General features: G+C 60.3%; 27 protein-coding genes. 15 read left to right on the top strand and 12 right to left on the bottom strand.

All coding sequences use genetic code 11. The features are described 5' to 3' along the window. Positions 1-2: 2 nt before the first annotated feature. Positions 3-1,316, bottom strand: a complete 1,314-nt coding sequence (locus HWX89_RS17515; protein WP_138792422.1) for an adenylate/guanylate cyclase domain-containing protein — start codon at positions 1,314-1,316, stop codon at positions 3-5. A gap of 313 nt (positions 1,317-1,629) precedes the next feature. Between HWX89_RS17515 and HWX89_RS17510 the strand changes: the two genes are divergently transcribed. The 6 genes from HWX89_RS17510 to HWX89_RS17485 all read left to right on the top strand — a co-directional run bounded on the left by HWX89_RS17510 (position 1,630) and on the right by HWX89_RS17485 (position 6,004). Beyond that, the gene (locus HWX89_RS17510) at positions 1,630-2,712 is read left to right on the top strand and encodes an alpha/beta hydrolase (protein WP_210271467.1); all 1,083 of its coding nucleotides are present in this window, start codon (positions 1,630-1,632) and stop codon (positions 2,710-2,712) included. A 140-nt stretch (positions 2,713-2,852) separates the two neighbouring features. Next, positions 2,853-3,863, top strand: a complete 1,011-nt coding sequence (locus HWX89_RS17505) for an alpha/beta hydrolase (protein ID WP_246705237.1) — start codon at positions 2,853-2,855, stop codon at positions 3,861-3,863. Between the two features lie 161 nt (positions 3,864-4,024). Further along, complete coding sequence (locus tag HWX89_RS17500; RefSeq protein WP_138792568.1) at positions 4,025-4,369, top strand: carboxymuconolactone decarboxylase family protein; 345 nt, start codon at positions 4,025-4,027, stop codon at positions 4,367-4,369. 3 nt (positions 4,370-4,372) lie between these two features. Further along, the gene (locus HWX89_RS17495; protein ID WP_138792419.1) at positions 4,373-4,864 is read left to right on the top strand and encodes a (R)-mandelonitrile lyase; all 492 of its coding nucleotides are present in this window, start codon (positions 4,373-4,375) and stop codon (positions 4,862-4,864) included. Next, on the top strand, positions 4,857-5,330 hold the full coding sequence (locus HWX89_RS17490; protein ID WP_138792418.1) for a cytochrome P460 family protein: 474 nt from the start codon (positions 4,857-4,859) through the stop codon (positions 5,328-5,330). The genes HWX89_RS17495 and HWX89_RS17490 overlap by 8 nt, the downstream gene beginning before the upstream one ends. Then, positions 5,327-6,004, top strand: coding sequence for a DUF4405 domain-containing protein (locus HWX89_RS17485; RefSeq protein WP_138792417.1), 678 nt, complete (start codon positions 5,327-5,329; stop codon positions 6,002-6,004). The genes HWX89_RS17490 and HWX89_RS17485 overlap by 4 nt, the downstream gene beginning before the upstream one ends. Here HWX89_RS17485 and arsK read toward each other — a convergent pair. Next, the gene (gene arsK, locus HWX89_RS17480; protein ID WP_138792416.1) at positions 6,001-7,179 is read right to left on the bottom strand and encodes an arsenite efflux MFS transporter ArsK; all 1,179 of its coding nucleotides are present in this window, start codon (positions 7,177-7,179) and stop codon (positions 6,001-6,003) included. The two genes, HWX89_RS17485 and arsK, sit on opposite strands and share 4 nt — an antisense overlap. Continuing rightward, positions 7,172-7,522, bottom strand: a complete 351-nt coding sequence (locus HWX89_RS17475; RefSeq protein WP_138792415.1) for an ArsR/SmtB family transcription factor — start codon at positions 7,520-7,522, stop codon at positions 7,172-7,174. Before HWX89_RS17475 ends, arsK begins: the two co-directional genes overlap by 8 nt. 42 nt (positions 7,523-7,564) lie before the next feature. On the opposite strand from HWX89_RS17475, the gene HWX89_RS17470 reads away from it, so the two are divergent. Continuing rightward, positions 7,565-8,080, top strand: a complete 516-nt coding sequence (locus HWX89_RS17470) for a DUF6428 family protein (protein WP_138792414.1) — start codon at positions 7,565-7,567, stop codon at positions 8,078-8,080. 76 nt (positions 8,081-8,156) lie between these two features. Here HWX89_RS17470 and HWX89_RS17465 read toward each other — a convergent pair whose 3' ends face one another. The 3 genes from HWX89_RS17465 to HWX89_RS17455 all read right to left on the bottom strand — a co-directional run bounded on the left by HWX89_RS17465 (position 8,157) and on the right by HWX89_RS17455 (position 10,540). Then, complete coding sequence (locus tag HWX89_RS17465) at positions 8,157-8,903, bottom strand: F0F1 ATP synthase subunit A (protein WP_138792413.1); 747 nt, start codon at positions 8,901-8,903, stop codon at positions 8,157-8,159. Between the two features lie 237 nt (positions 8,904-9,140). Beyond that, entirely contained in the window at positions 9,141-9,311 is a 171-nt protein-coding gene (locus HWX89_RS17460; protein WP_178340819.1) for a hypothetical protein, read from the bottom strand. A 74-nt stretch (positions 9,312-9,385) separates the two neighbouring features. Continuing rightward, positions 9,386-10,540 (bottom strand): calcium:cation antiporter, encoded by a 1,155-nt coding sequence (locus HWX89_RS17455; RefSeq protein ID WP_138792412.1) that lies wholly within the window; start codon positions 10,538-10,540, stop codon positions 9,386-9,388. Between the two features lie 300 nt (positions 10,541-10,840). Here HWX89_RS17455 and HWX89_RS17450 point away from each other — a divergent pair, with 300 nt between their 5' ends. Beyond that, positions 10,841-11,125: a K+/H+ antiporter subunit F gene (locus HWX89_RS17450; protein ID WP_138792411.1), complete on the top strand. Its 285-nt coding sequence runs from the start codon at positions 10,841-10,843 to the stop codon at positions 11,123-11,125. 39 nt (positions 11,126-11,164) lie between these two features. On the opposite strand, the gene HWX89_RS17445 is transcribed toward HWX89_RS17450, so the two are convergent. Then, complete coding sequence (locus HWX89_RS17445; protein WP_138792410.1) at positions 11,165-14,077, bottom strand: autotransporter family protein; 2,913 nt, start codon at positions 14,075-14,077, stop codon at positions 11,165-11,167. 622 nt (positions 14,078-14,699) lie between these two features. On the opposite strand from HWX89_RS17445, the gene HWX89_RS17440 reads away from it, so the two are divergent. After that, the gene (locus HWX89_RS17440; RefSeq protein ID WP_353505700.1) at positions 14,700-16,154 is read left to right on the top strand and encodes a metal-dependent hydrolase family protein; all 1,455 of its coding nucleotides are present in this window, start codon (positions 14,700-14,702) and stop codon (positions 16,152-16,154) included. A gap of 20 nt (positions 16,155-16,174) precedes the next feature. On the opposite strand, the gene HWX89_RS17435 is transcribed toward HWX89_RS17440, so the two are convergent. Beyond that, entirely contained in the window at positions 16,175-16,474 is a 300-nt protein-coding gene (locus HWX89_RS17435; protein ID WP_422646297.1) for an AzlD family protein, read from the bottom strand. Between the two features lie 16 nt (positions 16,475-16,490). Continuing rightward, complete coding sequence (locus tag HWX89_RS17430; protein WP_138792566.1) at positions 16,491-17,129, bottom strand: AzlC family ABC transporter permease; 639 nt, start codon at positions 17,127-17,129, stop codon at positions 16,491-16,493. A gap of 251 nt (positions 17,130-17,380) precedes the next feature. Here HWX89_RS17430 and HWX89_RS17425 point away from each other — a divergent pair, with 251 nt between their 5' ends. Next, on the top strand, positions 17,381-17,839 hold the full coding sequence (locus HWX89_RS17425) for an Lrp/AsnC family transcriptional regulator (protein WP_138792408.1): 459 nt from the start codon (positions 17,381-17,383) through the stop codon (positions 17,837-17,839). On the opposite strand, the gene HWX89_RS17420 is transcribed toward HWX89_RS17425, so the two are convergent. Further along, positions 17,811-18,875 carry an AI-2E family transporter gene (locus tag HWX89_RS17420; protein WP_178340818.1) on the bottom strand — a complete coding sequence of 355 codons (1,065 nt, stop codon included), beginning with the start codon at positions 18,873-18,875 and terminating at the stop codon, positions 17,811-17,813. The two genes, HWX89_RS17425 and HWX89_RS17420, sit on opposite strands and share 29 nt — an antisense overlap. A gap of 247 nt (positions 18,876-19,122) precedes the next feature. Here HWX89_RS17420 and HWX89_RS17415 point away from each other — a divergent pair, with 247 nt between their 5' ends. After that, positions 19,123-19,611, top strand: a complete 489-nt coding sequence (locus HWX89_RS17415) for an Imm63 family immunity protein (protein WP_138792406.1) — start codon at positions 19,123-19,125, stop codon at positions 19,609-19,611. Between the two features lie 61 nt (positions 19,612-19,672). Here the strand turns inward: HWX89_RS17415 and HWX89_RS17410 are convergent, their stop codons facing one another. Together HWX89_RS17410 and HWX89_RS17405 are read right to left on the bottom strand one after the other, a co-directional pair. Further along, positions 19,673-20,260, bottom strand: a complete 588-nt coding sequence (locus HWX89_RS17410) for a sugar O-acetyltransferase (protein WP_138792405.1) — start codon at positions 20,258-20,260, stop codon at positions 19,673-19,675. Positions 20,261-20,343: 83 nt separating this feature from the next. Continuing rightward, positions 20,344-21,546, bottom strand: a complete 1,203-nt coding sequence (locus HWX89_RS17405; RefSeq protein ID WP_138792404.1) for an MFS transporter — start codon at positions 21,544-21,546, stop codon at positions 20,344-20,346. Between the two features lie 80 nt (positions 21,547-21,626). Here HWX89_RS17405 and HWX89_RS17400 point away from each other — a divergent pair, with 80 nt between their 5' ends. From HWX89_RS17400 to HWX89_RS17385, 4 genes are all read left to right on the top strand, one after another. Beyond that, positions 21,627-22,190: a TetR/AcrR family transcriptional regulator gene (locus tag HWX89_RS17400; RefSeq protein WP_138792403.1), complete on the top strand. Its 564-nt coding sequence runs from the start codon at positions 21,627-21,629 to the stop codon at positions 22,188-22,190. A 147-nt stretch (positions 22,191-22,337) separates the two neighbouring features. Beyond that, positions 22,338-23,105: a hypothetical protein gene (locus HWX89_RS17395; RefSeq protein WP_246705235.1), complete on the top strand. Its 768-nt coding sequence runs from the start codon at positions 22,338-22,340 to the stop codon at positions 23,103-23,105. 118 nt (positions 23,106-23,223) lie between these two features. Further along, positions 23,224-23,589 carry an ArsR/SmtB family transcription factor gene (locus HWX89_RS17390; protein ID WP_138792402.1) on the top strand — a complete coding sequence of 122 codons (366 nt, stop codon included), beginning with the start codon at positions 23,224-23,226 and terminating at the stop codon, positions 23,587-23,589. Between the two features lie 39 nt (positions 23,590-23,628). Continuing rightward, positions 23,629-24,156, top strand: a complete 528-nt coding sequence (locus HWX89_RS17385) for an arsenate reductase ArsC (RefSeq protein WP_138792401.1) — start codon at positions 23,629-23,631, stop codon at positions 24,154-24,156.

The raw sequence follows: 24,156 nt of genomic DNA, 5'->3' as shown, positions 1-24,156 counted from the left end.
TTTCAGTCGTTCAGCACATAGAGATCGACGGGCTTTTGCCGGTTGCGCACATTCGCCGCGCCGAGATAGGTCAGCCCGACGGCATGGCCCGCCGCCTTTGCCGTTTCGCCGCTCAGCAGGCAGCGCGTGTCATGATCCTTGTTCAGCGCTTCCAGCCGCTGCGCCAGGTTCACGGTATCGCCGTAAAGCGTGTAGGACAGCCGGTCATCGCTGCCGACCGTCCCGGCGGCAACCGGGCCGGTGGCAATGCCGATGCGCAGTTTCAGGCTGTGGCCGCCAAATTTTTTCTGGTCCGTCAGCCGCAGGATTTCGCGGGCCGAGGCGATGGCGCGTTCGGCATGGTCGTCGACCGGCAGCGGCGCGTTGAAGGAGGCGATGAAGGCATCGCCCATGTAGCTGACGACAAGACCGCCATTGCGGGCAATGACGCCTGCGGTGGCGGAAAAGAGTTCGTTCAGCACCGCAATCAGCACTTCGGGGAAAAGCTGTTCCGATAGCGCGGTAAAACCTTCGACATCGGCAAACAGCAGCGTTGCCTCGCGCATCTGCGGGCGGAGATAGCCTTCATTGCTGGCAAGTTCGCGTACCACATGCGGCGGCACGTATTTGCCGAAGATCCGCTGCATGCGCCGCCGTCCGGTCTCGGCCACGGCTCTGGCCTGTACCATGTGCCGGGCGCGATGGACGGCGAGGGCGGCAATGCCCGTGACCGCGCCGATAATCAGCACCTCCTGCAGTCTGGAGGCCATGCCAAGAAAATGCGGGCTCAGCACCACCGAATAAAACACCTCCCGTTTCGGCGCGAGCGGCAGGTTTTCGTAAGTCAGGAAGTCGCCCAGGCTGAAAACGATCCAGCCGATCGATGCCGAGAGCCCCGCCATGCACCACACACCGGTCCACACGACGAGGCGTGGGGAGAGCGTCAGCACCGAGGCGACGATGACGATGTAATAGAAGTGATCGCGGCTGGTCAGAAAGACGAGGTTCTGCGGCACCATCTCGCCGCTGCTCAATGGTACGAAGGACAGGACGGCCGAAATCAGCAGCGCATCCATGGCAAAGAAGGCATAGCGTGAGGGGACTTCGTAACGCGTCTCTTCGGCTGCCAGCGGTAGCAGACCGATCGCCGCCAGCAGCAGAAACAGCCCGGCGACCCAGAGATTGTTGGGATAGTGATACCCCCAGAACGCCGTTCCGGCCATCAGCACCGCCGCAACGGTGCGGCCGTAAACCGCAAGCTCAAAACCGCGACGTTCGGCAAATGCCGTGGCGCGGAGGGCAGGATCGAGCGCAGGCGTTTTTATCTCCAACGGCATATCTCCACGACAGTTGATGTAAGCCGCGGAGCGAAGCAGACGGCTACTCCCGGTATCAACGCGCAAACGTGGGAATCTGGACAATCTTGTGGCGACGTTTTTTGCGAGATTTCGTAAAAATCCGAATGCGATCAGCCGTTTGAACGGTTTTCAGCCGCTTTGGCGCCGAGGTATTTTTTCGGGTAAGGTCGAAATGGTAATCAACACTCTGTGATTGATAAGTGGGGCTAATAACCTCATCCGGTTTCCAGCCGCTAATCCCGTCAAAGCGACCGCGATATCGTTTCTCATCGCAATTCTCGAGACGGGTATGATGAGACAGAATTTCAAATCGCTGGCGTCGGTACTGGTGCTCTCTGGTGGCCTGATGGCATCGCCATCGGCATGGGCGGAGGCGGTCAAACCCGGCCCCATCGTCATTCAGCAGCAGGGCAGTTTTGCCGTGGGCGGCACGGTGGCAAAGACGCCGGGCACCTACAACAACAATGCGCCTGGTGCCGAGGGACAGTCGCTCCACGGCGACCACGCCTATGTTTTCTATCAGGTGCCGGAGAACCCGAAGCCGCTGCCCATCGTCATGCTGCATGGCGCCTTTCAGTCGGCGCGAAGCTGGGAAACCACGCCAGATGGACGTGAGGGTTTTCAGAACATCTTCCTGCGTCGCGGTTATTCCACCTATCTCGTCGATCAGCCGCGCCGGGGCCGGGCGGGCAACAGCACGGTGGCGACGACCATCGAGCCGACGCCCTACGACCAGTTGTTTTTCGACCAGTTCCGCATCGGCAAATGGCCCGATTATTTCGGGAACGTGCAGTTCTCGCGTGACCCGGCCGCACTCGACCAGTTTTTCCGTTCGGTCACACCCAATACCGGTCCTTTTGATGCGAAGGTGATTTCGGATGCCATGTCGGCGTTGTTCGACCGGACCGGTCCCGCCATTCTGTTCACCCATTCGCAGGCCGGTGGCCCCGGCTGGCTGACGGCGATCAGGAACCCGAACGTCAAGGCCATCGTGGCGCTGGAGCCGGGCAGCGGTTTCATCTTTCCAGAAGGTGAGGTGCCTGCCGACATGCCGAGTGCGGCTGGCACGCTGAAGGGCGAGGCGGTCCCTGCTGCCGATTTCGAAAAGCTGACCCGTCTGCCGATCGTCATCTATTACGGCGACAATTTCCCGACCGAACCGACCGCCGAGCGCGGCCAGGACAACTGGCGTGTGCGGCTGGCGATGGCGAAGCTCTGGGTCGATGCCGTCAACAGACACGGTGGCGACGCCACGCTGGTTCACCTGCCGGAAAAGGGCATCAAGGGCGGCACGCATTTTCTGATGTCGGACCTGAACAATATCGAGATCGCCGACCAGATCTCGCAATTCCTCACCGACAAGGCGCTCGATTGAGCGAGCGGCGCATGGGCAAAACCCGGCCCGATCTGACAAGGAGCCTCTGCATGAGCCATGACATCATCAACGGCGCGAGACGCAAGTTTCTCGGCGCCACGGCGCTTTTCGTTTCCGGCGCAATTTTCGGAGTATCAACCATGAGCACGACCGAGGCTGTCGCAGCCGATTACAAACAGAACCCGTTCACACTGGTCTATGACGGTGCGATCACCAAAAACGAACCGGGCAAGGTGAATATCCACCCGGTGACATACAGGCTCGATGGTCTCGATATCGTTGCCAATGTTTATACGCCTGCCAATTACGACCCGGCGCAGAAACACCCCGCCATCGTGCTGGCTCACCCGAATGGCGGCGTCAAGGAACAGACCACCGGGCTTTACGCCCAGCGTCTGGCGGAGCGCGGTTTCATCACCATCACGGCCGACGCCGCCTATCAGGGCGGAAGCGGCGGGGCGCCGCGCAGCGTCGACAAACCGCAGCATCGCATCGAGGACATTCACGGCATGGCCGATTTCATCAGCCGTTTTCCGGGTGTCGATACGGCGCGGCTGGGGCTGCTCGGCATCTGCGGCGGTGGCGGATACTCGCTGGCAGCAGCCAAGACCGACAAGCGTTTCAGGGCGGTTGCCACGCTCAGCATGTTCAATTCCGGCCGCGTTCGCCGCAACGGTTTTCAGGACTCGCAGCTCGAAACGATCCAGACGCGGCTGCAGCAGGCGTCCGCCGCCCGCGCTCAGGAAGCGGCCGGTGGAGAGGTGCTTTATGCCGGTGATGCCAACCTGACCGATGCGCAGATCGAAGCCTTGCCCTTCGATCTCTATCGCCAGGGTTATCACTATTACTGGCGCACCCATGCGCATCCGGGCTCGACCTTCCGTTACACCATGAGCAGCCTGATGGATCTGATGCGCTGGGATGCGACCGACGAGATCGAGCTGATCGACGTTCCCTTGCTGATGATCGCCGGCAGCGAAGCCGATACGCTTTACATGACGGAAGACGCGTTCCCCCGGGCCACCGGCACGAAGGACAAGGAACTCTTCAGGATTGCCGGCGCCAGACACATCGAAACCTACTGGGTGCCGGAATATGTCAATGCGGCGCTCGACAAGCTGACCCCGTTCTTCGGCCGAACGCTCGTCTGAAACAGCCCCGTTTTTTCATTCCCCTCGAAAACAGGTCAGGGCGTTGCCATGCCGCATCGCCCCGGCCATCCCCTTTGCCATGCAAGGAGTTCCCTTTGAAACGACTGACCAGAAGCCTGTTTTTCGCCACCAGCGTCACTCTCATTCTCGGTTCCGTTACGATGACCCAAGCCCAGACCACGACACCTTCGCCACAGCAGAGCCGTGCCCAGCAATTGATGGGCGAGACCGCGCCAAAGCTCGCCGAACTGACCGATGGTGTCCTCTACGCCGATATCTGGGAACGCCCCGAACTCTCCAAACGCGACCGCAGCCTTGTGACGATCACGGCGCTGATTGCGCTCAATCGTCCCGATCAGTTGCGCTCGCATATCCGTCTTGGCCGACAGAATGGTCTGACGGAGGAGGAGATCGTCGAAACCATCACGCATATGGCCTTCTATTCCGGCTGGCCGAGTGGTGTTTCGGCTGTCGCGATCGCCAAAGACGTGTTTGCGGAGGACTGATCCATGAACACGACATCGCTGGTTACTGTCGCTGCAGCTCTGAGCGCCACCGCAGCTTTTGCTGAACCCGATCGCGCCGTGAAGGTTGCGCGGTCGAGTGTTGCGACTGCGACCGCAGGCTCTGCGGAAAACTTCACTGGCTCCGTGACAGTGCAGTCGCGGTTTCAGACGCCATCGCCCGCCCGGGTCGGTGGTGGCCTCGTTACCTTCGAACCGGCTGCCCGAACCGCCTGGCACACCCATCCACTCGGTCAGACCCTGATCGTGACGGAGGGCGTGGGGCGCGTGCAGCACTGGGATGGCGAGATTGAGGAGATCGTTCCCGGAGACGTGGTGTGGATACCGCCCGGCGTCAAGCATTGGCACGGGGCATCGCCCGAAAGCGGCATGGCGCATATCGCCGTTGCGGAAGCCCTTGATGGCAAGACGGTGGAGTGGATGGAACACGTGACCGACGCACAATATGGCCTGAAAAACGGGGGCGCCGATGAATAAGGTTTTCAGGATGGCGGCTGCTGCCGCTTTCGTCACTGGCGCCGTCGTGCTTGTCGGCATGCAGGTTCAGGCAGAGCCGACGCGGGCGACCATGCCGGATATCAGCAAGCTCGTCCATTACACCACGGTGACGCGGGGTGAGGTGACGGAGCATATCATGACGACGCGGGAAGCGATCGAGGCGGTCAAGCGGGGCGAGCCGATCCCCAACGGTACGCATGTGGCGCTGGTCGATTATCGCGGTGGCGAGGTCTTCCGTTATTTCATCATGGAAAAAGGCGAGGGCTGGGGGCAGGACTATGATGAAAACCGCCGCACCGCCGACTGGCAGTTCCAGTGGTTCAAGCCCGATGGCTCGATCAACATGGAAGAGAACACGGCGCGCTGCCAGCGCTGCCACACATCGCGGGCAGACCGGGACTTCCTCTATACCTTCAACGACATGCGCCGGTTCGAATTCGAATGAACGCCGTCTTTCGTCTGCGCCTGCTGCTCGATGTCGTTGCCATCGGGCTGATTGTCGCCTGTTTGGCCTATTGGTGGCTCGATAATCTTGCGCATGAGGTCTTCGGCACGGCCCTGTTCGCGCTGGTCATCGGGCACAATGTCTTCAATCGGCGCTGGTATGGCGGCGTGGCGAAGCGCAGGTTGGATGCCGTGCGCATCGTCAATCTGGCGACCATCGCCTGTCTCGCCCTGGGTATGACGATCATGCTGGTGACGAGCGTGCTGATCTCGCGCGACCTCCTGCCGTTCATGGCGCTGGACGGCGCCTTTGCTGTGCGTGAACTGCATATGTTTGCAGCCTATTGGGTGCTGCTTGTCATCGCCATCCATCTCGGCACCCGCTGGCAGGTGGTGATGAATGCCTGCGCCGCGCTGTTGCGTCTCGACGGCAAAAGCCGCTGGCGCACGGCGGGTCTGCGGCTGGTGACAGCGGCCGTTGCAGCGCATGGTGTCGAAAGCACGGTCGAGATGGGTTTCGGCTCGAAGCTGATGCTGACCTACGCGCTGGATATGTGGGATTTCAACGCCTCGACGCTACAGTTCTTCGTCAACTACGCGTCGATCGTCGGGCTGTTTGCCGCCGTGACCCATTACGCACTGCTGCTTGTCAGACGCGGCAGATCAGGTGTCTAGCGCGCCAGTCTTGCCAGGCTGACGAAGAGGATGATCGCCGATGCGCCAAGGGTTGCGGTGACCGCAAGCGAAGCGCCGATGCCAATGGCGGACATGGCAAATGCCAGCGCGAAGGGCGCGAGTGCGGAGACGATCAGACGCGCCGCCATCATCTTTCCCTGCAGCCTGCCATAACCCTGGCTGCCGAAGAGGTGGAGCGGCAAGGCGCCGATCACGATGCTCAACAGGCCATTGCCCATGCCGAAGACCACGGCAAAGACCATGGCGCCGGCGATGGAGGGTGCTGAAACGGCAAGCGTCATCACGCCTGCCGGCATCAGCGCGGCGGCGATGATGGCCAGATGCGCGGCATCGATGCCCTTGCCGAACACCATGTTGATCAACCGGCTCGCCACCTGTGAGGGGCCGAACAGGGTGGCGATCATGGCGGCGGCTGCGCCAAGCCCGAGGCCGGACAGCAGCGGCACCATGTGCACCAGCACGGCGGCGCTGACCAGCGAGGTCAGGGAGAAGCCCGCCACCATCAGCACAAATCCAAGCTTTCGATGCTCTCCAGGCAGGACGCCTTCGACAAGCTGGACCTCGCGGGCAGGGGCGTTGCGCGACGTTACCATGGTCGCGGCAAGCCAGGCGTGAAGCGGCAGGCAGATCAACAGGTTCAGGGCGGCAAACACCAGATAGACCTGCTGCCACGACAGATGGGCGTGCAGTGCCGTGGTGATCGGCCAGAAGATGGTGGAGGCAAAACCGGCAATCAGCGTCAGATAGGTGATGCTGCGTGCGGCGACCTGCGGCTGAAGCTGCACCAGAAGCGCAAAGGCCGCGCCATACTGAACGAGGTTGGCCGCCACCTCCATCACGATCAGCGCGGCGGCATAGGATGCCTTTTCCGGTGCGTAGGCGCAGGCAACAAGCGCTGCCGCCGCCACCGCCGAGCCTGCCGTCATGACCTTTGCCGCGCCCAGCCGGTCAAATAGCGTGCCAAGCCACGGCGCCGTCAACCCGCCAACCATGAGCGCCACCGACAGCGCGGCAAACACCCATTGCTGCGAAAGCCCGAAATGCCCGGCCATATCAGGCGCAAGAATGCTGAAACTGTAATAGAGCGTTCCGTAACCGATGTTCTGGGTAACGCCCAGCAGCAGGACGGCGGCAACAGGCACACGATCAGACAATTGGTTTTCCGTTCGTGTTCGCTTCTGATTTGCAGGACATGGGCTTGCAGATGTCCGGGTGTCCGGCGCAGCAATCTTCCAGCAGGAAGCGCACCAGACCGCTCAGCGCATCATAATTGGCGGTGTAGATGATCGAGCGCGCCTCGCGTTGCTGGCCGATCAGACCGGCACGGTCCAGCTCCTTCAAATGGAACGAGACGTTGGAGGGCGAGGCTTCCAGCCGTTCGGCAATCGACCCCGCCGACATGCCGTCCGGACCCGCCACCACCAGCATCCGCACGATCTGTAGCCGGCTTTCCTGTGACAGCGCGCCGAAGGATGCGAGGGCTTGACGTTCTTCCATGTTTCAATAATCCTTGAAATATTGAAACGAGGAATAACGCAGATGAACGCCTTCTACAAGACCTCATCGCCTGACATCAGCCTCGGGCTTCTGCTCAAAACGCTGGCGCGCAAACCCGACCTGCCGCTGGTGTTCCGCTATGACGGGCAGGTGGTAAAGCCCGGCTATCATGTGACCGAAGTGAAGGCCGGGCAGTTTTCGGGCTTGGATTGCGGCGCGAACCCCGAGGCATGGGCGGAAATCTTCGTGCAGCTCTGGGATGTCGAAGACGGCGGGCGAACCCATATGCAGGCCGGGAAATTTGCGGCGATCATCCGCAAGGTATCGGAGCATGTGAAGCTGGATGGCTCGGCGCGACTGACCTTCGAAGTCAGCGACGGGGATCGGCCGATGGCGCTTTATTGCGCGGCAATGCCGCAGGTTGGCGAGACTGTCATCTCGGTAGAGCTTGCACCGCGCCCGGCCAGTTGCAAGCCGCGTGACCGGTGGCTGGCGGAGCAGGAAACCGCCACGCCAAAGCCGTGCTGCACACCGTCATCTGCAAGCTGTTGCGCCTGATCCTGCGGAAAGCGGCGGGCCTTGGCCCGCCCGTTTCACATCAGGGATTCAGTGCCCGGGTTTCAGTTGCTGGGTCTCAGTGGCCGGGATGCAGTGCGTCGTTCAGGTACATGCAGGTCAGCATGGTGAAGACGTAAGCCTGAATGGCAGCCATCAGGAATTCCAGTGCGGTGATCGCAACCGTCATGAACAGCGGCATGATGGCGCCTGCGACACCCAGCGTTCCCATGGCACCGAGCGATGCGACGAAACCGGCAAACACCTTGAGCGTGATGTGGCCTGCCAGCATGACGGCGAAGAGACGCACCGAATGGCTGACCGGGCGCGAGAGGTAGGAAATCAGCTCGATGGGAATGATGATCGGTGCCAGAACGGCGGGAACGCCATCCGGCTTGAACAGGCGCAGGAAACCGAGGCCGTGCTTGTAGAGGCCGTAGAGCGTCACCGTCAGGAACACGAGTGCGGCGAGCCCGAAGGTCACGACGATCTGGGCCGTGACCGTGAAAGCGTAAGGAAACATGCCAAGCAGGTTGGCGGTCAGAATGAACATGAACAGCGTGAAAACGAACGGAAAGAAGTGCATTCCGTGTTTGCCGACATTGTCGCGCAGCGTCTTGTTGACGAACAGGTAGAGCATTTCGGCGCTGGATTGCCACCGGCCGGGGACAAGCCGTTTCTGCGCTGTCGCCAGAAGCAGGAAACCGGTGGCGATGGCGACGGTCAAAAACATGGTGGCGGAGGCGTTGGTGAAGCTCAGATCCACACCGCCGATGTTGATCTCGATGATCTTTTTCACTTCGAATTGTTCAATGGGTCCGGCCATTCGGCTTCCTCTGACGGGCTGTGGCCACGACAGACCAACGGCACGCCAAAGCAGCGCCACAGCGTTGCCGGGCGCGCAGAGCCTGCGGACCAATGATTTCTGGATGATGGGTGACGGTCAACAATCGGGCGGCCTCTGATCTCGACAAGGAGATTCGGGGCCGTCCCCGGAACGTTTCAAGGCGCGGGTCGTCCCGCACAGGGGCTTCTTAGCTGCGTCGCGCTCTGATTGCAACGGCTATCGTTCAAAGGCTGCTGCACGGCGAAAACGCACCTCACGGTTGGCAGTGAGCAGAAAAATGGCGAGCGCGGACACGCGTGTAACGATGCCCGGCGAACGCTCGCACGCATTGTCCATGATCGTCTGGCGTATCGCCCGGTAAAGCTTTCGGCGGCTGGTCCACATCATGATTGCCTCATGGCTGTGGGGCCGTCCCCTGGTCGCTTGGCAGAGCGCAGGTCGTCCTGCGGTGCATCTGCGTGTCAGGCGGTAAACAGCATCAGGCCGAACACGAAGAAGAGAAGAATATGCAGCATGCCCTGTGTGGCGGAGGTGCGGTGCCCGAGATAGGTCAGCGTCGTCAGCCCGATGGTCAGTGCCAGAAGCACGGTTTCGACCGCTGAAATGCCGAAAACCACGGTCTTGCCGGTCATCAGGCCCACTGTCAGCACGGCTGGAACCGTGAGGCCCACGGTCGAGACGAAGGCGCCGAGGCAAAGGTTGATCGCGCGCTGCGTTTCGTTGTTGAGTGCGGCCTTGATGGCGGTGATGGATTCCGGCGTGAAGACGATGATGGCAATCAGCACGCCACCCACGGCAACCGGTGCGCCAGCCTGCACCACGCCGTTGTCGATGATGATGGCGAGGTCATGCGCCAGAAGCACGATGGGCAACATCAGTGCCACCAGCCTGACCGCATGCATGAGGTTGCTGCTGCCGCTGGCCTGCGCCTTCGTGTCGTCGGCCTTGTTGCGGCTTGCCGCTTCCGACAGCAGAATCCACATGCGCCCGGCTTCGGGCTGCATGAAATCGCTGCGGTATCTGCCCATCTGCAGCGCCAGAAAACCGCCATAACCGATCACGGTCAGAACCGAGAGAACGACCGCCTGCACCGGCGTGAACGTGCCGTTGCCCGTGCTCAGTGTGTTGGGCAGCAGCAGTGCGACGCCGACGAGGATCAGGATCATGCTGATGAAGGTGATGGTGCCGGGGGCGTTGTATTCCTGCTCGCCGTATTTCAGCGCACCGGCGAGCAGGCAGATACCGGTGATGAGGTTCATGATGATCATCATCACGGCAAAGATCGAGTCCCGCGCAATGGTCGGCGCTTCGCCCGGTCCAAGCATCACGGCGGCAATCAGGATCACCTCGATCGACACGATGGAAAGCGTCAGGATCAGGGTGCCATAGGGTTCGCCAAGCCGGTGCGCCAGCGCATCGGCCTCACGCACGACACCGAACGCCGCCATCAGGATTGTCGCAAACAGCACGGCAAAACAGCCGATCGCCACCATCGGCGACATGTCGGCGGAAAGCCAGGAATGAAACTCGAACTGAAACGCGGCAACGACGGCCCAGGCGATGACAAGCTTGGGAACAACACCACGGAAAAGAGAAATTGCGGGCATGTGGGGCATAAATGGTGACCTCATCCGGGGTCGTCCCCAATCACATCATGCCGCCCTCGGGTCGTCCCGAACGGAGCTTATCAAGCTGGTTCGAGGAATTATCACGTCTGTGCGCGAGGGTCCAGAGTGTGCTTGTCCGGGCAGGGGAGATCATGATATCCCGGTGTCACACGGGACGACCCGTGTCTTGTTTCTCATTCGGGGACGGCCCCTCTGTGTTTTTCACGAGGTCGCCATGCATATCCGTTTACTCTGCATTCTCCAGCCGGTTTTTCCGTTCGATATCAGCCACATGCGCGGGTAATCGCCATGTCGGGTTCGATGATCGTCTACTGGTCGGCCAGTCTCGCTCAGGTCATGCTGGCGCTTGCCATGCTGATCGCCGCCCTCCGGCTGCTGCGTGGCCCACGGGCGCAGGACCGGATTCTGGCGGCCGATACGCTTTACAATATCGCCATGCTGCAGGCGCTGGTTCTGGCCATCAAAAGAGGCAATCCGCTCTACCTGCCATTCATCCTCATCTTCGCCGTGATCGGCTTCATTTCGACGGTTGTGCTGTCGAAGTTTCTGATGCGGGGCGAGGTGATCGAGTGAGACGGCGGGCAGCTTCTGCCGCCCGCCGGTCGTTTCAGGTTACCACTTCACGCGGAAGCCGGCGGTTCCGCTGAGGGCGTAGCTGTCGGTGAAGTCTTTCAGGCCGGATTTGGCGGTGAGTTCGCCGTAGATCGAGAAGCGGTCCTGCTTCCAGGTCATGGAGCCGCCCAGCGTCACGCCGGCCCAGAGCCGTTCGCTGCTGCTGTCGAAGCCGACGCCGGAGACGTCGATGGCGGTCCCGTTGAGGAACTCGTTATAGAGATTGGCAACGCCGTAGATGCGGCCGCGAACGGTCTCGCCGTTCTTGTCCTGCCAGGTCTCGTCGCGGTCCACCGCCACGCCCAGACGCCCGATCAGGCTGTCGCCGTCCTTCAGCGAAACACGGGCGCCGAAGCGGTCGTTGAAGGTGGAGAAATCGACCGAGGAATAAACGAGCTGCGCCTGCGGGGTGATGACCCATGAGCCGGAGGTGAAGCGGCGGCCGCCTTCGAGGCTGAGGGCATAACCGAAGCCGTTGCTGCCGTTTTTCAGTGCGCCATCGACCAGATCGGATTTCAGGTTGGTGTCGTACCACGTCGCCTGGCTCACGGCGTCGGCGTAAAAGCCGTCATTGCCGTACCAGGTCAGCGTGCCGCCGATGCCATAACCCGTCGTGTCGACCTCGCCATTGCCGTAGATCGAGTTGATATCGCCGGTGATGGTGCCGAGATGGGCGGTGAGCCCGCCGATCAGACGGCCTTTTTCACTGTCGTAAAGCGCGCCGTCGATGCCACCTTCGGCCTTCCACAGATCGTAGTCATAGGTCGCGCCGCTGCTGCTGGACTTCGGGTCGATGCTGCCATGCATGCCCTTGGTGCGGAACCAGACGCCATCGAGACCCGATGTCGCAACAGGCTCGAGATCCGTCTGCCAGTAGCGATTGCCGACGCGCTGCTGCAGGGTGTCCAGTTCGTTCAGCATCTGCAGCATCTGCGGATAGGCTTCGTAAAGCGCCACGCCCGGCTGGTAGAGCGGGTCCGTGACCGAAACCGATGCATCGAGAACGGAGCGCAGATACCAGTCGCCATCCGCACCCTGATAAAGCCGGTAGGCATAAGCGCCGCCGACCACGGCCTCTTCGCCTTCATAGGTGTAATCGCCAAGCAGCGAGAAAAGACCTGCCGAAGTGCCCGCGACATCGACGATCTTGATGCCGTCGGTCGTCAATGCGCCATCGCCATTGAGATTGGTCACGGCGACATTGGTGCTGCCGGAGGTGTTGCCCGTCACGACCAGCCTGTCGGTGGCTGAGCTGTCGTCGCCCAGCACGCTTTCAATCGCCAGCGTGCCGCCATTGCCGGTGTAATCGCCGCCGATGGTCAGGGTGCCGATGCCATTGCTGCCGGGCGCAATGGTGCCGCCAGCCTGATTGGTGGTGTTGCCGACTGTGCCCGTACCGGCCAGCGTACCGGAGATGACATCCACCACGCCGCCGAGCGTGGCGTTTACTTCGAGAACGCCGCCATAGATGCTGGTGGTGCCTGAAAAGCCTGTCTGGGCGGCATTGAAGATGGTGCGGCCGGCATACTGGTTGATCGCACCGCTGCCATTGATGGGCGTGTCGAACACATAGCCGGTTTCAGTGTGGTTGAAATTGACCTCGGCACTTGCCGCCAGTGTGACGGCGGAGGCGACCAGCGTACCCGCCGCCGCAGCGGGCTGACCGGCCACGCCACCGATGTTCAGCGATGCGTTGCTGTCTGCATCCGTGCCGCCGATCCGCAGTTCGTTTGCGCCGCCATTGACGACGACCGTGCCGTCGTCGGCGATGGTCAGCACACCGGTTCCGAAGGTGCCGACATTGATGTTGGTAGCGCTGAGTTCAGAGCCCTGACCGGAGACGAGCACGCTGAAGTCGGGAACGACAGCGCCGGCTGCCGTGGCAATGTTCATGGTCGTTGCAGTCACGACGCCGCCATCGAGCACGGAAAGGGAGCCCATCTGCATGGCGAATGTCGCACCGGTATCCCAGCGGGAACCGTCGCCCGAAACGACAGCGGTGACATTGGCGCCCGCGTAAGCCGTGGCGGCAAGCCCGCCCCAGTTTGTCGCGGAACTGATGTCGACCACGGCGCCATCCAGCACATTGATGCTGGTCGTGCCGTTATAGGAGCCGAAGTTGTTGCTCTCCAGGCTGGACCCGGCACCCAGCACATTGACGGTGGCGACACCCTGCGAACTGGTGGTGTGAATGCGGATAGACGAGGTTCCAGTGGTGAGGGCCGCGCCGTCCTGAATGGTCAGCGTCGCAACCGTGTCGGAAGCATTGCTGAGATCGACGTTATCCGAGCCGGTGGCAATGAGGCGCGTTCCGGCACCCGATACGGTGACGCTGCCATTGGCACCGGCCGATCCGGCAATATCGAGCTGCGAGATCGTGGAACCAAGCGATGTTCCGAAGATGACATCGCCGCCGCCATTCACCACCAGTGCGCCCTGATCGACGGTAATACGGCTGATACCGGATGCCGTGGCATCGACCACCAGAGTGCCTGTGCCATTGACGGTCAGCACCGTGTTGCTGCCGGCAAGCTGGCCGGAAAAGGTCAATGTCGAACCACTGGCGACATCCAGGTTTGCCGCCGTCGTGAAGGTCAGCGTGTAGCTTGCCGTATCCACGGTGATGTTGCTGCTGACGGCCGGAAGCGTGCTGGTGACAGAGAAACTGCCGGTCAGCGTAATCGTGGAGGAGGCGTCGCCGCTGGCTGCCGCGTCGGTAATGGCCTGTGAAAGTTCGGCCTCATTGGAGGCTGTGAAACTTGCGGCCAGCGACGGCCGCATGGAACAGCCGAGTGCCAGAACGGCGAGAGACACGCCTGAAAGAAAACGGATGTTTTTGCTGGATCTGATGGCATTGCATGCCAATGCGCGCGCTTCTTTCGAAGCCCGTGGTTCTACCGTAACGTCGTTCACTATTCGCCCCCGAATATGACAAATACCGCAGTGCGGCCGATCTGCCCGTCTCTCCCTTTTTCAGACTCACTGAGAACAAGGGAAAGTTGCAGTTTCGCAATGTCGAATAGTCGAAAAAACTGACGATTGTTAGAACAAGATTTCTCGGATGGAAATTGAGGGAGGTGTCGCGCCACAACGATTTATCCTCACGAATACGTTGTAAAACAATATGTTAAAATTATATCTGTTGAATCTCTTCCCTTAACGTAAGGTGCTCTTCGCAAGCTGGTATTCGTCAAGGGATCAATTACACTCTATGCGTGTTGTCGGCATTTCGTTCATTGCCTGTCATTCCCTTCGCGGTTGCGGCATTTCAGCCTGAAAATTGCCCCGAAATGCATTGACGCGGCAACCAGCACGCGTGCGTTCCCACGCTCATCCGCGACAGCACTTTGTGGCGTGGGGCAGGTGGCTGAAACGGTCATTTACGGTTTGAGCGTCGAAAAAATATCTGCCGGTCTGATTGTTCGCCTGTCCGCTGTTCCCGGCATGATTGCGCTTGTCGCTCAACGGCAAATCGGCTTAACTCGCAACCCGACGGTGGTTGATCCGCTTCCGCAGAAACAAGGGGTGTCGCTTGGTGTTTCGTCTCGGAGAAAGATACGCTCATCTCGTTCATGATGGCGGCTGCGCCTGCCATAGTCCCGAAGCCCGAAACCTGTTTGCGCGCATGAATGCCGGGCTTTCCCGCCGTTCGGTGCTGAATGGCATTGCGGCAAGCCTGGCGGTGGCCGCACTCGGTCAGGTCGACCCTGCCTTTGCGCAGGCACCGGCAAAATCGATCCTGCTGCGCAATGTCAAAATCTTCAACGGCATCGACAGCAGGCTGATCGAGGGCAACGGCGTGCTGATCGAGGGCAATCTCATCAAGGCGCTGGTCGGCGCGGCGGATGCGGTTGCGGATGCGCAGGTGATCGATTGCGGTGGCCGCACCCTGATGCCCGGCATGATCGATGCCCACTGGCATTCCATTCTCGCCGGTATTTCGCAGGTTGCGGCCATGACGGCGGATATTCCCTATGTGCATCTGGTCGCGGCACAGGAGGCCGAGCGTACCGTGCTGCGCGGTTTTACCACCGTGCGCGATGTCGGCGGGCCTTCCTTCGCGCTGAAACGCGCCATCGATGAAAACCGCGTGGCCGGTCCGCGCATCTATCCCTCCGGTGCCATGGTGTCGCAAACCTCGGGGCATGGCGATTTCCGCATGCGCACCGATCTGCCGCGCCAGCCGCAGAGCGACCTCAGCGTTGCGGAGACGGCGGGAATTTCGGCCATTGCCGATGGCGAAGCGGAAGTGCTGCGCCGGGTGCGCGAGCAGCTGATGCTTGGCGCCAGCCAGATCAAGATTATGGGCGGCGGCGGTGTGTCATCCTCCTTCGATCCGATCGATTCCCTGCAATATACGCCCGCCGAAATGAAGGCGGCCGTTGCGGCGGCGTCAGACTGGGGCACCTATGTCTGCATTCACGCCTACACCTCCGCGGCCATTCGCCGGGCGCTGGAATGCGGCGTCAAATCCATCGAACACGGCCAGCTCGCGGATGAGGAAACCGTGCAGCGGATCGCCGATGCCGATGCGTGGTGGAGTATCCAGCCGTTTCTGGCCGATGAGGATGCCAATGCCAAACCATCGCCGGAACAGCGGCAGCAGCAGGAGCTGATTGCCGAGGGCACGGTGCGGGCGATCGAACTTGGCCGCAAATACAAGGTCAGGATGGCGCTGGGCACCGATATTCTGTTCAGCCCGGCGGGCACCGCCACGCAGGGCAGGCAGCTCGCCAAATTCGCCCGCTGGTATGACAATGCCGAGGTTTTGCGGATGCTGACCAGCGGCAATGCCGATCTCCTGGGGCTTTCGGGCCCGCGCAATCCCTATCCCGGCAAACTTGGCCGCATCGAGGCCGGCGCCTATGCCGACCTGTTGCTGCTGGATGGCGATCCGCTGCAGGACATATCCCTGATCGGTGACCCCGATCGCAGCATGCCGCTGGTGATGAAGGACGGGCGCATCCACAAGAACACCTTGCCTGCCTGAAACGCCGGCAAGGTGTCTTTTCAGCCCATCATGTTGCGCAGAAGACCGGCAGAGACGATGCCGATGATGACGGTCGGCAGAATGGGCAGGCGCGTGGCGGCAAGCATCGTCACGGCCAGCGCGATGAGATCGGCCGGTCGGCCCGAGACGAAATCCGGGGCGATGATGGTGATGAGCACGCAGCCCGGCGCGGTTTCCATCGCCGCCTGCATGCGCGGGCTCAGCGCGCGGTTGCGCAGGAACAGATAACCGCCGATCCGCGTCAGATAGGTCACCGTTGCCATCAGAAAGATCGCCGCGACATAATGCGGGTCGAACAGGGGGGTGGGGAGTGCGTCAAGCATGCGGTTTGGCCAGTAGATAAGAGAACAGGACGCCGGAGAGCGCACCGGCGGGCACGTACCACGCGCCGGGAACGAGAAGGTGAACGGTGGCCGCCACGACAAGGCTGATGAGCCAGGGCAGGGCAGAGCGCGCGCCCTTCCACATGCCTGCCAGCATCACCAGAAACACCGCCGGAAAGGCCATGTCGAAACCGTAACGCGTCACATCGCCCAAGAGCGGGCCGACGGCTGCGCCAACAGCGGTAAAGACGATCCAGCTCACATAAAGGCCAAGCGCCACACCGAAGAAATAGCCCGCACTCAGGCCGCGTCTCGCCTTCCGGGCATCGGCCAGACCCATCGCCCAGCTTTCGTCGCACATGAAGAACAGCGCCACCAATGCCTTGCGGCGGGAAAGGTGCTGCATCAGCGGTGCAAACGCCGCGCCCATCAGCAGGTGGCGGCTGTTGACGAGGAAGGTGATGGCGACGATGAGCGCGATATGCGGCGGCGAGGTCCATAGCTCGACGGCGGCAAATTCCGATCCGCCGCCAAAATTCAGCCCGGTCATCAGCGGCACTTCGGCAATGCTGAACCCCTTGGCGGCGGCCTGCGCCCCCAGCACCAGCGCGAAGGGCACGAAGCCCAGCATCACCGGAATGCCATCCTTCAATCCGCGCCACAGTTCGCTTCGCGCACCACCATAAAGGCGGGCGTCACTTGCAACATATTCAACCACCGAACGTCTCTTTTCACTTTCATGCCATTTCGCCCCGAAACCTTGGTCGGGACGGCGGCATCATAGAGCTGTCGGTGTGGTGGTTGGTTGCGTTCTCTTTCCAATTTTTCGAAAAACTGGCGTTCTGTGCCAATCAATCGCCATATCCTTGAAACGAAACGCCAATGAAACTCGATGCCATCGACCGCAAGATTCTCCGTGTGCTGCAGCAGGACGGGCGCATTCAGAACACCGACCTCGCGGCCAAAGTCGGCCTGTCGCCATCGCCGTGTCTCAGGCGCGTCAAGCTTCTGGAAGAGGCTGGCATCATCCGCCAGTATGTGGCGCTGGTCGACGCTGCCAAGCTCGACATGGGCTTTACCGTGTTCGTGCGCATCTGGCTCGACAGCCAGGACGAGGAAACCACAACGACCTTTTACGAAGCGGCCGAGAAGCTGCCGCAGGTGGTGGAATGCCACCTGATGGCGGGCGACTGCGATTTCATGCTGCGCGTCGTGGCGCCCGATCTCGATGGTTATCGCCGCTTCCAGATGGAGCACCTTGGCCGCATCAAGGGCGTGCGCAACATCAAATCGGAAATCCCGATGCAGAAGATCAAGCAGTCGTGGGAGGTTCCGGTATAGCGTCCGGATCGCGCTCCGGTCCTTCGGCGCCCATCAAGGCTGCAAGCCACGCGGCCGATGGCGAGGAGGCGGCAAAAGAGGCCACCGCAATGGCGATGGGAACACCGATGAAGGTGCCGTATATGCCCCACAGGAAGGTCCAGAGAAAGATCGACGCCAGAATGACGAAGGGCGACAGGGTCAGCATGCCGCCAGAAAGCACCGGTTCGAGATAGTTGCCGCTGACGAACTGCACGACGGTGAGGGTGGAAAACAGCACGAATGCCGTCCACGGGTCGCCAAGCTGGACGAGCCCGAATACCGTGGGCAGGATAGTGGCAATCAGCGGGCCGATAAAGGGAATGTAGTTCAGCACGAAGGCGATCACCGCCCATTGCGGCGCCAGCGGCACGTCGAGCGCATAGATCACCACGCCGAAGCAGAAGCCCGTGAGCAGGCTGATGACGGTGCGGACCCAGATATAGGTGCGAAGCTTCTTTGCCGTGGTGCGGCAGGTATCGAGCATAATTTTGGCCGACGAGCCCAGTGAGAAGCGGTCGAGACGTTTCTCAACGGCATCGACCTCGATCAGCCCCGTCAGAAGATAGGCAACGGCGACCATCAGGAAGCTGGTAAACTGGCTCATGCGCGAAAAGGCCTGCTGCACGGCACGCAGCATCCAGTTGACGTTGAAACCATCGGCCCACAGCGCGCCAACGACAATGCCGTTCTTTTCCAGCCAGCCCGTGACGCTCTGGTAGAGCAACTGGTAGCGTTCCGACTGGGCGGCAACATTGCTCCAGACCGCGCCGGATGCCCAGACGATGGCGAAACCGAAAAGCGCCAGTACCAGTGTCGCGCCCACCAGTGTCACCGCTGCGGCAACCACCTTCGGCACATGCATCTGCAACGCCTTCTGCGCTGGCCAGACCAGCGCCAGCACGAAGATCGCAAGCGTCAGCGGGGCCAGAAACACATAGGCAGCCTTGGCCGACCACAGCGCAATCAGAACCGCAATCACCGTCAGGCTGACACGCGCGCCCTGAAATCCGGCCATCAGTTCGCCCCTGATATTGCCTTGTGGCGACGATGCTGATCGACAGCATTCAGCCGGGAGGCAGCGGTGAAGACAGGTGATAAAAAGGCTGCAAGGCGTCGTCGCATGAACTACCCGTTTTCTATGGGGGAAGCGGGAACCGGCAATTCCCCAAGCTATAACGGCTCGATACAACAGGTGCAATGCTGGGTAGAAGGCGAATGGCGGTAGCGGCAGTATGAGGCTTTTGGGAAAATGGACGCGGCGGATGGATGACGGGCTGATCGACACGTTGCAATCGACCATCGACACCGCCTGGGAAAAGACCGGTCTTGGTGCGGCTGTCCGTGTCAGGACTACACGTCAGGACGATGGATCGCCGCATGTCGAAATCCGTCGTGGCCTCTACGAGATCGTCGTTACCGAACGCGGGCAGGAGACGCAGCGGATGTCAGGTCTTTCGCTACCGGATGCGGCACGCTGGTTTTTGTCCGGCATGGCGTTCGGCCATGCCTGCGCCTCTGAACTGAAGGACAGACGTGCGCCCGAAAACGCCCCTCCGCTGGATTACGGCCTGAAGGATGACGGCTATTCGCGCTGGAACTGGATGGCCCCCGCCATCGCCACCATGCACCGCATTTCGCCGGAGATGGGCGCCTTCATGGAACAGCATTATGCCGAGGTGCTGCGCCATGCGCCGCTCAACGCATCTGAAAAACGCAATGCCCGTTATCCCTTGCTGCCGTTTGCGGCGTGACGGCGATGGGTGAAAGGGCCTCAGCCGGATCGTTGAGGCCCAGGCGACAGATATGTGGCGATTACGCCTCGCGGTACTTGGCGATATCGGCGTCAGTGATCTGACGGATAACGCGGGCGGGGTTTCCACCGACCAGTGACATGGGCGGCACATCGCGGATGACGATGGCGCCGGCAGCCACGACGCTGCCACGGCCAACCGTGACGCCGGGAAGGATCTGCGCGCCCGCGCCAATCCAGACGTCGTCTTCAATCGTCACCGGGAAGGCATATTCCAGCCCCTTGTTGCGGCGTTCTATGTCCAGCGGATGCCCGGCGCAGCAGATGTGCACATTCGGTGCGATGAAGACATTGCTGCCGATCTTTACTTTGGCGCCATCGAGAATGACCAGATTGACGTTGGCGTAGAAGTTCTCGCCGATTTCGATGTTGAAGCCGTAATCGCAGTTGAACGGCGCTTCGATCAGAAACTCCTTGCCGGTCTTGCCGAACAGGGACCGGATGATTTCGCGGCGCTTTTCGCTCTGGCTGGGCGGCGTTGTGTTGAAGGCAAACAGCGCATCCTTGGCGGCATCGCGTTGACGCTTCAGCTCGGGATCGTAGTTCGCATCGTAGAGCAGGCCGGCGGCCGCCTTTTCCATTTCGTTCATGGGGTATCCTTTCGATGTCTTTTGCAGGCCCGTGAGGCTGTGGGATTGTGGAACGGGCCAGCAGGATGGTCAGGTTACGCCGATCAGGCCGGCGTTCTCGATGTTTCCTCGGCGTTTGCCGCAGCCCTTGGCCGCACGGCCGGGGCGGCGGCAATGGCGCAGAACAGCAGCGTCAGCACCACCAGCATGGCGTTGCGCAGGCCATAATGTTCGCCGATCAGTCCGAGCAGCGGCGGCCCGACGAGGAAGGCGACATATCCGCCGATCGTCACGATCTTGACCCGCTCTGCGGAGTTGGCGCCGGAGTCACCGGCGGCGGAAATGGCAACCGGAAAGCCGAGCGAGGCGCCAAGGCCCCATAACAGCACGGATGCGCCGGCCAGAACCGGGTGATGCGAGAAGATCACCCCGGCAAGCCCGAGCGCACCGAAGATCGCGCTGGTGCGAATAACGGCGGACCGGCCGAAACGCTCCAGAAAATACCCGCCGGAGAAGCGCCCGATGGTCATGGCCGTGGCAAACACCAGGAAGATCAGCGAACCCGTGGTTTTGGAGAAATCATGCTCGTCGACCATCAGGATCGGCAGCCAGTCATTGGCTGCACCTTCGGCCAGCGCCGTGGCAAGAACGATCAGGGCAATGGCGAGCAGGCGCGGGTCGCGCCAGGGGGCATCTTCGCTGTCGCCTCTCACCTCGCTGGTCTGCGCTGCATCGTTGCGCGCCGTTCCCTCGGGGATATGGCGGATGAAATAGAGCGTCGATGGTGCGATGAGAACGACCACGGCAGCCAGATGCGCCTCGACCGGCACGGCCAGCGCATTGGCGGCGAAACCGGCCAGCGCCCCCAGCACCGTGCCGAAGCTGAAACAGCCGTGCAGCGCATGCATCAACGGCTTTCCCGAGGCGCGCTCGACCATGGCGCCATCGATGTTGACGGCAATTTCCGCAAACCCCATGCCGAGGCCGAACGATCCAAGCCCCAGTGCCACAATGGCGGCCTGTCCGGTCAACGTGCCGGTTGCCATCAGCGCCACACCCGTTGCCACTGCCCATGTTCCGGCGTGGATCACCGTTTTGGTGCCGAACCTGCCAACGGCGAAACCGGAAAACAGGATGCCGGTCATCGAGCCGACCGAGAGACCGAGAAGGACGAGCCCCATCTCGGCAATCGAGGCATCGATGCGATCGCGAATGGCAGGGGTGCGGGTGACCCAGGAGGCCATGGCAATGCCGGGAAGGAAAAAGAACGCGAAGAGAGCGAGGCGTCGTTGCTGGAGCGAGGGCATGGTATCTCTTGGTCTGGGAAAGGAATTGTTGATATATGTACGATAGTACACAACGTCAATCTACCTGAAAAGCGACGATCATGACCAAAGTTTCCCCGCCCAGAAGCCGCCGGGCCGCCAACGACCCGGAAAGGCGTGATAAAATCATCGCTGCAGCCCGCCAAACCATTGCGCGGCTTGGCGTTGCCGACACCACGCATCGGCGCATTGCGGAAACCGCCGGTCTGCCGCTCGGTTCATTGACCTATTATTTTTCAGGTCTCGACGAGATCATCGCCGCCGCCTTCGAGCAGCTGGCCGAGGAGGTCTCCGGCCGTTTCCTTGCCGTCATGGCGGCTGCGGCAAACCGCGAGGCGGCGCGCGAGGCGCTGGTTTCCTATCTCTGCGACGATGCGCCGGACAAATCCGACGACATGATCGTCATCTACGAACTCTACGCCTATGCCTCACGCCGGACGCTTCTGAAAACCATCATGCTGAACTGGATGGCCGCCAGCCGCCGTGCACTGGAACAGCATTTTTCGCCGGAAGAGGCGAGGGCGCTCGACGCCATGATCGAAGGCATCACCATCCACAACGCTACCAATCCCAAACTGCTCGACCGCGCCGATATCGCCCGGATCGTGGAGACGCTGACGCGCTGACTTTTGGAGTATATATGTGCTAGTTTAATACAGTTTTCAAAATGTTGAAGACTGGGTGATTTCCGCTAGATGATGGGTCATCTGAAGTAATACGTGTGGTCCGAAAATAATCTTTTGCGATGGCGCTAGGGGCGAGCTTTGAACGAAATGAATATTGTAGAAGATGCCATCAGTAATTTGGCAAACTGCATGCGAATATGTGTGGAGGCAAATTTACGTTTTCGAGAAATATTTAAGGTCGATGCTGAAGAAGCAATAAACAACGTCGATCGAGCATTCGAAATGAAACTGGAGGGATTTCACACGTTATACGATGTCTCCAAAAATATATTCCAATATTTTGACCATGCTGATACGACATTGATGATTGTCGTTAGAAACGCAATACATCACCGAAATCACCCACTTTTTCGCAGCCTAAACCAACGTTTACACATTGAAAAAGACATTGAGCGTTCCCTGGGCGCTTCTTTTTTGCTCTCAGATCACAAAATGGCTACTGGTGGCGGGATATCAATGTCTCACTATGTCCGTTTAGATGACATAGAAGCGCGATTAGATCCCTCAATGAAGTCACCTTACCTCGATCAATCGGTAAATAGCGCGAAAGCAGCGCAACGTTTAAAATTGATAAATGCGCAGTTGAATCTCTCGACTATACGTAAGAGAACGTTACAGGATCGATATTCTAGTGATCGTGTATACTTGGATTTGATGCCCATTTTTGTGTCCGCAACTATCAGAGTATTCTCGGCCATGAAGGCGAAAGGCTTAAGATTCAAGGGCTTTGATGCCGAGACCTATGCAGTTCCATTTACTTCAGAGCTTGCGGTCGACTTGAGCCATTTAAATTTCAATCGACTTTGGCTTCGTGGATTTGGGCCGGTTGATCTTGTTCTTATCCCTCTCTTATGAATGTCGCGCGGAAAATGTAGCTAGTCGCGTGGCTATTGTAGGTGCATTTTTCCACCGCCTCCCGCGCTAATAAAGATTTTCCATTGACAAAGAACATTATATCCATAAATCTGGATATATGGAAAACGTGACAGCAATAGCGGCGCTTGCCGCGCTCGCCCAGACCACCAGGCTCGATACGTTCCGGCTGCTTGTGCGGCACGAGCCGGAGGGCGTTCCGGCTGGTGAGCTTGCCCGGCTTCTCGATGTGCCGCAGAACACCATGTCGGCGCATCTTGCCACCTTGTCGCGTGCCGGTCTGGTGAAAAGCGAACGCCAGAGCCGATCGATCATCTATCGGGCCGATCTCGATGGCCTGCGTGATCTGACTTTGTTTCTGCTGAAGGACTGCTGCGGCGGTTCGACCGAACTCTGCGCGCCACTGATCGCGGAGCTGACGCCCTGTTGCGCGCCGGGTGCGGCCAACCGTCAACAACCCTCATGACGCTCCATCACGCTCCGGCGTAACCACGGACACACGACCATGACAGACAGGATCTACAACGTGCTCTTCCTGTGCACGGGCAATTCCGCACGCTCCATTCTCGCCGAAGCCATTCTCAACAAGGAAGGGGCGGGACGCTTCAGGGCCTATTCGGCCGGCAGCCAGCCCAAAGGCAGCGTGAACCCGCACGCGCTTCAGGAACTGAACGCGCTTGGGTACGACACAACTGGTTTCTCATCGAAAAGCTGGGACGTGTTCTCGGGGCTGGATGCCCCGGAGATGGATTTCATTTTCACGGTCTGCGACAGCGCCGCCGGTGAGGCCTGTCCGGTTTGGATCGGTCATCCAATGACCGCACATTGGGGTATCGAAGATCCGGCGGCGGTGGAAGGCTCCGAGGTCGAGGTCCAGCGCGCTTTTGCACAGGCAGCCCGCTTCCTCAAAAACCGTATCACCGCCTTCATAAATCTGCCCATCGCCTCCATCGATCGCATGGCGCTCGAACAGCATGTTCGCCAGATCGGTTCGCTTGACGGTGCCTCCGTCAAATCCACCGGGGATGCGTGA

The sequence above is a fragment of the Rhizobium sp. RM genome, from assembly GCF_013390595.1.
Lineage (GTDB): Bacteria > Pseudomonadota > Alphaproteobacteria > Rhizobiales > Rhizobiaceae > Agrobacterium.
Note: the sequence above shows the minus strand (reverse complement) of the source record. Positions and strands in the feature narration are given on the sequence as shown.

Excerpts from the sequence above, each read along its gene's own strand:
- HWX89_RS17515 (WP_138792422.1), bottom strand. The coding sequence starts at position 1,316 with ATGCCGTTGGAGATAAAAACGCCTGCGCTCGATCCTGCCCTCCGCGCC.
- HWX89_RS17510 (WP_210271467.1), top strand. The coding sequence starts at position 1,630 with ATGAGACAGAATTTCAAATCGCTGGCGTCGGTACTGGTGCTCTCTGGT.
- HWX89_RS17505 (WP_246705237.1), top strand. The coding sequence starts at position 2,853 with ATGAGCACGACCGAGGCTGTCGCAGCCGATTACAAACAGAACCCGTTC.
- HWX89_RS17500 (WP_138792568.1), top strand. The coding sequence starts at position 4,025 with ATGACCCAAGCCCAGACCACGACACCTTCGCCACAGCAGAGCCGTGCC.
- HWX89_RS17495 (WP_138792419.1), top strand. The coding sequence starts at position 4,373 with ATGAACACGACATCGCTGGTTACTGTCGCTGCAGCTCTGAGCGCCACC.
- HWX89_RS17490 (WP_138792418.1), top strand. The coding sequence starts at position 4,857 with ATGAATAAGGTTTTCAGGATGGCGGCTGCTGCCGCTTTCGTCACTGGC.
- HWX89_RS17485 (WP_138792417.1), top strand. The coding sequence starts at position 5,327 with ATGAACGCCGTCTTTCGTCTGCGCCTGCTGCTCGATGTCGTTGCCATC.
- HWX89_RS17475 (WP_138792415.1), bottom strand. The coding sequence starts at position 7,522 with ATGGAAGAACGTCAAGCCCTCGCATCCTTCGGCGCGCTGTCACAGGAA.
- HWX89_RS17470 (WP_138792414.1), top strand. The coding sequence starts at position 7,565 with ATGAACGCCTTCTACAAGACCTCATCGCCTGACATCAGCCTCGGGCTT.
- HWX89_RS17465 (WP_138792413.1), bottom strand. The coding sequence starts at position 8,903 with ATGGCCGGACCCATTGAACAATTCGAAGTGAAAAAGATCATCGAGATC.
- HWX89_RS17460 (WP_178340819.1), bottom strand. The coding sequence starts at position 9,311 with ATGATGTGGACCAGCCGCCGAAAGCTTTACCGGGCGATACGCCAGACG.
- HWX89_RS17455 (WP_138792412.1), bottom strand. The coding sequence starts at position 10,540 with ATGCCCCACATGCCCGCAATTTCTCTTTTCCGTGGTGTTGTTCCCAAG.
- HWX89_RS17450 (WP_138792411.1), top strand. The coding sequence starts at position 10,841 with ATGTCGGGTTCGATGATCGTCTACTGGTCGGCCAGTCTCGCTCAGGTC.
- HWX89_RS17430 (WP_138792566.1), bottom strand. The coding sequence starts at position 17,129 with ATGCTGGGCTTCGTGCCCTTCGCGCTGGTGCTGGGGGCGCAGGCCGCC.
- HWX89_RS17425 (WP_138792408.1), top strand. The coding sequence starts at position 17,381 with ATGAAACTCGATGCCATCGACCGCAAGATTCTCCGTGTGCTGCAGCAG.
- HWX89_RS17420 (WP_178340818.1), bottom strand. The coding sequence starts at position 18,875 with ATGGCCGGATTTCAGGGCGCGCGTGTCAGCCTGACGGTGATTGCGGTT.
- HWX89_RS17415 (WP_138792406.1), top strand. The coding sequence starts at position 19,123 with ATGGATGACGGGCTGATCGACACGTTGCAATCGACCATCGACACCGCC.
- HWX89_RS17410 (WP_138792405.1), bottom strand. The coding sequence starts at position 20,260 with ATGAACGAAATGGAAAAGGCGGCCGCCGGCCTGCTCTACGATGCGAAC.
- HWX89_RS17405 (WP_138792404.1), bottom strand. The coding sequence starts at position 21,546 with ATGCCCTCGCTCCAGCAACGACGCCTCGCTCTCTTCGCGTTCTTTTTC.
- HWX89_RS17400 (WP_138792403.1), top strand. The coding sequence starts at position 21,627 with ATGACCAAAGTTTCCCCGCCCAGAAGCCGCCGGGCCGCCAACGACCCG.
- HWX89_RS17395 (WP_246705235.1), top strand. The coding sequence starts at position 22,338 with ATGAATATTGTAGAAGATGCCATCAGTAATTTGGCAAACTGCATGCGA.
- HWX89_RS17390 (WP_138792402.1), top strand. The coding sequence starts at position 23,224 with ATGGAAAACGTGACAGCAATAGCGGCGCTTGCCGCGCTCGCCCAGACC.
- HWX89_RS17385 (WP_138792401.1), top strand. The coding sequence starts at position 23,629 with ATGACAGACAGGATCTACAACGTGCTCTTCCTGTGCACGGGCAATTCC.